The organism is Acinetobacter sp. BSP-28 (assembly GCF_044130285.1).
In the GTDB taxonomy this organism is placed as follows: Bacteria; Pseudomonadota; Gammaproteobacteria; order Pseudomonadales; family Moraxellaceae; genus Acinetobacter.
Genome location: NZ_JBIQOB010000065.1, coordinates 1 through 2,033 on the forward strand (window position 1 = coordinate 1; position 2,033 = coordinate 2,033).

Below are 2,033 nucleotides of genomic sequence, written 5' to 3' on the forward strand. Positions count from 1 at the left end.
TTTTTAAGATGAGCATCACGCTCTGCCTGTTCTTTGTTGAGTGGCTTAGGCTTCTCACCCAGCATGACCTCATATTCACCCCAGCCATTTAATGCACAAAGTGCATTAACAACTGCCTGCAAGGTTGGTGTGACAAGTCTAATATCTGACTTCAACTTGTCCATACGGACATTATCGTGCACCTGGCCTAATGCTCGACTTCCTACACCATCGGTTCCAGATGTAAGGGTTTGCCCTAATACAACCTTTTGAATCTGACGAACCAATTGATTATTAAAAGACTCAAATGCAGATCCAGCAGTACCACTTGCACCTGAAGCCCCCAAAACTGAGACATCATCCTCAGCATCAATCGATAAGACGCTCTGCGCATGAGCGGCCAATAATGCTTTACTCATATCTTCAGTTTCAGTGTCTTTGCATTTACCAAGCAGAATTGGTGTGCCAAAACGTTCTAGGAACTTTGCCCAGAACTTGAAGCCATTTTGCTTAAAGAAGAACAACCAGTACAGTGTGGCTAGCAATGCCTTGCCATAAGGCTGTTCGTATGTGGCTTTACGGCGTGTTAAGAAGAACTTAAATACCTGATCCACCTCATGCTCTGCGTTATGACTATCCTGCCGATAAATCAATCGACCATCATTCTTGGGCTCAAACCATTGCATCGGCTTCTCACCGATCCACTGAATACCCACGTAGCCTTCCGGCTTTAATTCATACACAGCTTCTTGCACTGAGTAGCCAAATAGCAAAGCATTAAAAGCGGCTGCAGCAATTTCATAGAACCACTCTTTCAATATCAAATTCAGCATCTCTGCTTCTTTGCTATCACTTGGTTCAATACGTAACGGCGTGGCCAGAAGAGCATCTAGACGTGTTTCAACTGCTTGGGCAATTTCATCATCATCCAGTAGTACACGCAGTTTATTACGTGCAATTCCTGCTTTTCGAAGCACTTCATCAGTATCTGGTTGCTTTCCAAAATTCACCAAAAACTGAGTAACAGCTTCTTGAGTGTATAAGTTGCCATAAGACAAAGCCTTCTTTGACGCTTTGTCCTTTTTAGACTTTGCCATGTAAACACCTTAATAAGTTCGATATCCTGCACCTGCAGGTTTCTTTCTTTTTCGCTCTTGAATATCGCTAAAGCAAATCATCACGCCATCAGCACGGTTTGGAGACAATGCGCCGTCAGGCTGCTTATTCACTAAAATTTTGCCTGCACCATTTTTACTATAGGTTGGCTGAGAAAGTTCGCGCTTGAGCTGTTCCAATTCCTGCTTGGCAATATCAGCAGTTGATAAAGAAATCAGATTATCTGGATCGTATTGCATGCCCTGGAGTGCCCGGTAGGTGTTTTGGAATCTAAGTCGCAATGACCACCACATCTGGGCTTTAAGATTAGCAAAGAAATCCACGTTTTTACGCGCCTCAACCATCTCCTGCTCAGGGTTATGTACTGCACCTGATCCCCGGAAAGGATTAGCCTCAATTTCTGGCATCCCCTTCACCTGATTCTGCTCATTAATGACGCGAGCATCACCACGTACACCAGCTCCCAATCCATCAGCATCGTAGAAGAACAAATTCAGTTTCAGATCCAGGCATGCATCGATAGCTTTTTGCGTGGTACCAAAAATGTCATCACCAACGCCTGACCATGTATCCAGGTATTGCAATACAATCCCGTGACGGGCAGCAAAAGAGTTTTTATCCTTACCTTCGTCCGCTACATCCAGTGCACCGTTACGCTCACCAGAAGGCTGAATACCGAGCTCAATATGAGAATCAACAGCAGCTTCAACCCATGCTGAGGGGATCAGTACACCTTCAACCGATGCGGCGTAATCAATATCTACTTCCTGTGCCAAAACGACGTCATCAAGTGTGGCCTTTTGCTTTTCATACCATGGGTAAATCAATTTTCCATGTAGCTCAGCCTGCCAATTCTTATCAGGATTAGCTCTCCAAGGCATAGTAAAGACGGCGTAACGACCGCTAAAACGATCCTGGTGAAAGCGATCGCCGATACC

At 44.8% G+C, this 2,033-nt stretch carries 1 protein-coding gene and 1 pseudogene; both read right to left on the minus strand.

The annotated features are described in order from the left end of the window. Positions 1-1,076 (minus strand): DUF935 family protein (locus tag ACE01R_RS17675; RefSeq protein WP_395552790.1); only part of this gene is annotated, 1,076 nt, incomplete at its 3' end. A gap of 9 nt (positions 1,077-1,085) precedes the next feature. Beyond that, positions 1,086-2,033, minus strand: a pseudogene (locus ACE01R_RS17680) (terminase); the annotation flags it as partial.